The sequence below is a fragment of the Psychrobacillus sp. genome (genome assembly GCF_056205495.1).
On record NZ_JBAEAP010000467.1, the window covers coordinates 1 to 4,837 of the forward strand.

The window sequence follows — 4,837 nt, forward strand, 5'->3', positions numbered from 1 at the left end:
TGGAAATAATGTGGATCATAACATTATTATGACATCGCGATTACCACGCGTAATCGCAGCTTTATTGGTTGGAGCTTTTCTAGCTGTTGCAGGAGCAATTATGCAAGGTATAACACAAAATTATTTGGCATCTCCTTCTATAATGGGAGTAAACGATGGATCGGCATTTGTTATTACAATAGCAATGGTCTTTTTTCCGGGACTTCCTAATTATCAAATGATTATTCTTTCGATGATAGGGTCTGCTATTGGGGCAGGTCTTGTCTTTGGTTTTGGCTCCTTGATAAAGGGTGGGCTATCTCCTGTTCGATTGGCCATTATTGGAACAGTCATTGGAACATTCTTGAGCAGTATAGCCTCTGCTATTGCCATGTACTTTCAAGTTTCTCAAAGCGTTAGTGTTTGGTATAACGCAAAATTACATATAGTTAATCCTGAAATGCTTTGGCTGTCTATTCCGTTTGGTTTAGTTGGGTTATTACTAGCATTAGGGGTTTCAAAGTCAATTACCATTGCCTCGTTAGGTGATGACATTGCAGTTGGTTTAGGGCAACGAACAAAAATGGTCAAAATCATAAGTATTCTTGCGGTTGTATGCTTAACTGGTACTGCAGTTGCCTTAGTAGGAAAGATAGGGTTTGTTGGATTAATAATTCCTCATATTACACGATTTCTTGTAGGGGTTGACTACAGATTTCTAATTCCATGCTCTGCAGCAATCGGAGCGGTGTTTTTAGCTTTTTGTGATGTAATTAGTCGCTTTATCAACTTTCCATTTGAGACTCCCGTGGGTGTAGTAACGGCTATTATTGGTGTTCCTTTCTTCCTTTACCTAATTCGGACGAGAGGGGGAGCACAGCGTGCATAAAGGTCCATTTATACGTTTCATCACAATGCTGTCTATCTTTGCTGGGTTGACTCTTATCGCTTTCTATTTTCACATTACGAATGGAGTCTTTGATATGACGATCCTGGAGGTACTCAAAACTTTTTTACGAATTGATCCAAATGATAAACACGATTTGGTTATATTTGAATTTAGATTACCAAGGATTGTCATTGCAGCCTTAGTAGGAATCGGTCTTGGGATTGCAGGAACTGTTATACAAGGTGTGACAAGGAACGGCTTAGCGGATCCAGGCATATTAGGTATAAATGCTGGAGCAGGGGCTTCTATTGTGATTTTTATGTTCTTCTTTCAAATGTCTGCTTCCAATTTTGTGGAAGATGGCTGGTATACGATTTTTCTAATGCCACTCTTTGGCTTTGTGGGAGGTGCGCTTGCAGCTTCAATTATTTTCATCTTTTCTTGGAAAAATGGAATTTTGGATATGCAAAGATTGATCCTCACGGGTATTGCAATAGGTAGTGGCTTCGGAGCCTTATCCTTATATGTATCACTTAAGATGAATGCAAGTGACTATGAGATGGCCGCAGTTTGGATTTCCGGGAGTATTTATAATGCTAACTGGGCTTTCGTTTTATCCATCCTCCCTTGGGTGCTTATCCTTAGTTCTGTGATCTATAGGAAAAGTCACTTGTTAGATTATCTCCAGTTAGAGGATGCTAATGTGAAGAGTCTTGGAATTTCAGTAGAAAAAGAGAAATCCATCCTATTACTATGTAGTATAGGACTTGTCAGTGCCTGTGTATCGGTGTCCGGTGGGATTGGATTCATTGGGTTGATGGCACCTCATATTGCTAAAAGGTTAGTTGGCATCAAGCATAGATTCGTCGTGCCCATGAGTGCTGCAATCGGAATGTTCCTATTGGTTCTGTCGGATTACATTGCTAAGACTGTTTTTGAGCCTTCCGAGCTGCCGGTAGGAATCGTTGTTTCTATAATTGGAATTCCCTACTTTTTATACTTATTAATCAAAACGAAGGCATAGGAGGATACCTATGATAGAGAGTATATTACGTGTTGAAGAGCTTAGCTCTGGCTATGATAAACAAACAGTGTTTACAAATTTAAATACGTCCATTCAAAAGGGGAAAATAACGACTATTATTGGTCCCAATGGCTGTGGAAAATCAACTCTATTAAAAACGATCGGACGCATTCTTCAGCAAAAGAACGGAAAGGTTTTTTTACATGGGGAAGATATGATATCGATGCCAACAAAGGCTATTGCGAAAAGGCTTGCTATGCTTTCGCAAAGCCCTGTAGCTCCTGCTCAATTGAAGGTAGAAGAGTTAATCTCTTATGGAAGGTTTCCACACCGAAAAAATATTGGAAAACTCTCCAAAAAGGATATCGAAGTAATTGATTGGGCAATGACTGTCACCAAAACAATGGAATATCGCAATAGAGAAATTAACCAGCTATCTGGTGGTCAGCGTCAAAAGGTATGGCTTGCGATGGCACTCGCACAGGATACAGAAATTCTCCTGCTCGATGAGCCAACGACATACTTAGATATGGCCCATCAGTTAGAAATGTTGAAGATAGTCGAGGAGTTAAATAAGAAGCATCAGTGTACAGTAGTGATGGTATTGCATGATATTAACCATGCTGCTCGCTTTTCGGATGAGCTTATTGCAATGCGAGACGGAGAGATTATTACAACGGGTACTGCTAAGGAAATATTGACAAAGGAAGTTATGAAAAAGGTTTTCCAAATAGATGCAAAGATAATGTTCGATGAGGAAACAGAGGCACCTGTTTGCTATGGATATGAAACTTTAGAGGAGGTTTAATAGATGGATAAGGTACTGTTAGAAAATACAGAGCATTTTCAAATCGATTCCGAGCACACAAACTATTTGTATGATATAAAAGTTTCAATCCCAAATGTGGAGCCTCCTAAGGAGGGTTTTCCTGTCTACTATGTGCTAGATGGAAACTGGTATTTCCAGCTTGCAAGAGATGTAGTGAAGCTGCAATCGAAAAATCCCCTTAAAACACGTATTTCTCCTTCCATTGTGGTTGGGATTGGACATTCTGGTAAGGAAGAGGATGCTCGCAAAAGAAGATTTTTTGATTTTACTCCCAAGGCAGAAGCATATATCTATCCAAAGCGTTTAAAGGGGAAGGACTTAGGAGAGCATGGCGGATCAGAGAAGTTCCTAGCGTTTTTAAAGGATGAGCTAATGCCGAATGTACAGAAGCATTATCCAGTTAACCAACAGAATCAGGCACTTTTTGGTCACTCCTTAAGTGGCCTTTTTGTTCTGTGGACATTATTAAAACAACCAGCCTTATTTTCCTGCTACCTACCGATAAGTCCTTCTGTATGGTGGAATGAATACGAGCTATATAAGGAAGCAGAAAATTTTGTACGTTTGCAAACCAATCTTCAACATAAAAAACTGTTTATATCAGTTGGTAGCAAAGAAGGTTTTATGTGTGAGGATGCAAAACATCTATATAGGGTGTTACATGAAAGTATAGAAACGGAAATATTTATAGCACAGGATGAAAACCATGCCTCAGTGGTGCCTACGGTTTTGAGTAGGGCATTTCGCTATTTACACTAAAGACTAAAAGAGAAGTGGTGTACCTTAGCTACTTCCCTCATTAGTGAAGAAAATTCTTTTTTATAGTGACTGTAAACATTAAAAAAGTAACATTCAAATGACTATTAAGAACATAAATAGATGATGAATTGGGATTGGGTACAGTTTTTCGGCTTTGTTTATGCGAGTAAATTTATTAGCACTTATCGTTGCATTAAAGCTGTTCCCATTTATTGATTGGAGTGCCAGACGGCGACTCCTACGGGATGAGTGAGACAGATAAGACATCACAACCACGCGCGTAAGCGATGGGTGATGGCTTATCGCTCACCCCGAGGAAAGCGTCCGGCTGGTGCGAAAAATCAATTCTACTTTCTGATTTATAGAGTTCTTTGCATCATAAATCAACCCTACTCTTTAACATAGCCTAAAAACAAAAAAAGCTTGGAAAAGTATCTCCTAGCTCATGGTTATTCTTTGACTATATTTATATCAAATTTCATATGATCTACATCCCAAACATCTTCATCGGTATTAGAAAAGACAGTTACAACGACATTTTGACCAATATTATACCTCTTCACATCAACAACAGGTATTTCGTATACATTTCCTCCTCGTATGCCCTTATTAATGTTGTTGTGTTCTTTAATAACTAATATCTCTTCTTTAGCGTCTAACTCCTCGACTGTTCCGGAGAAAGTAAAACTTTCTTGGTAATCATCAGCACAACCAGCCAAAAACAAACAAATCAATGATATAAAACTTATTGTAATTTTAATTTTCAACACAAACGCTCCCTCGTTAGATTCATCATATGTAAAGATTCAGAGAGACTATTGACTAAGTTTCCTTCATTCGTTCTAAAATTTGATAATCTTTGGTTTTTTGGATTGATATAGAATTTTGATTTGCAAAATCGAGTAAATCTAAAAATACGTTGTTAGGCTCGAAGTTAAAAACACGAATATTGAGGCCCTTATTGATTTGTATAATAGCACCTTTAGTAGACCAACCAAAACGGACAAATTTAATATTTGTTATTTGGTAGGGGTGTATGACTCGTTTATAAAGAGGCATTTTGATGAATAGGAATTGATACGTCAGATAACCATCCTTTATTTCCAGCTTATATTGAATAAAAAATGATAACAGTGAAAATAAAAGAATTATAATATGAAAATATAACAATCCTCTGGAAAAATTATTACTTATAATGTTTGAAAATAATAAACCCACCGTCATAACAAATAAAAAAAACATAATTCCTCGTTGGACTTTTGCTTTGTATGCCAACTTTTCCCCTCCTTGTTGTTTAACTTGCAATTCGTGTAACTAAACTGGATCCTTATTAATTTTATAAGTTTTAATTAATTTT

6 protein-coding genes are annotated in these 4,837 nt (G+C 37.6%); 4 read left to right on the plus strand and 2 right to left on the minus strand.

The window, feature by feature from the left end:
• From AC06OU_RS13480 to AC06OU_RS13495, 4 genes are all read left to right on the plus strand, one after another.
• On the plus strand, positions 1–868 hold an 868-nt coding region (locus tag AC06OU_RS13480; protein ID WP_475856422.1), incomplete at its 5' end, for a FecCD family ABC transporter permease.
• Positions 861–1,892: a FecCD family ABC transporter permease gene (locus tag AC06OU_RS13485; protein WP_475856423.1), complete on the plus strand. Its 1,032-nt coding sequence runs from the start codon at positions 861–863 to the stop codon at positions 1,890–1,892. The genes AC06OU_RS13480 and AC06OU_RS13485, both read left to right, overlap by 8 nt.
• A gap of 10 nt (positions 1,893–1,902) precedes the next feature.
• Complete coding sequence (locus AC06OU_RS13490; RefSeq protein ID WP_475856426.1) at positions 1,903–2,700, plus strand: ABC transporter ATP-binding protein; 798 nt, start codon at positions 1,903–1,905, stop codon at positions 2,698–2,700.
• 3 nt (positions 2,701–2,703) lie between these two features.
• Positions 2,704–3,480, plus strand: a complete 777-nt coding sequence (locus tag AC06OU_RS13495; protein ID WP_475856427.1) for an alpha/beta hydrolase — start codon at positions 2,704–2,706, stop codon at positions 3,478–3,480.
• Positions 3,481–3,929: 449 nt separating this feature from the next.
• Here AC06OU_RS13495 and AC06OU_RS13500 read toward each other — a convergent pair whose 3' ends face one another.
• Positions 3,930–4,247, minus strand: coding sequence for a hypothetical protein (locus tag AC06OU_RS13500; RefSeq protein ID WP_475856428.1), 318 nt, complete (start codon positions 4,245–4,247; stop codon positions 3,930–3,932).
• 55 nt (positions 4,248–4,302) lie between these two features.
• Positions 4,303–4,755: a hypothetical protein gene (locus AC06OU_RS13505; RefSeq protein ID WP_475856430.1), complete on the minus strand. Its 453-nt coding sequence runs from the start codon at positions 4,753–4,755 to the stop codon at positions 4,303–4,305.
• Positions 4,756–4,837 lie beyond the last annotated feature (82 nt).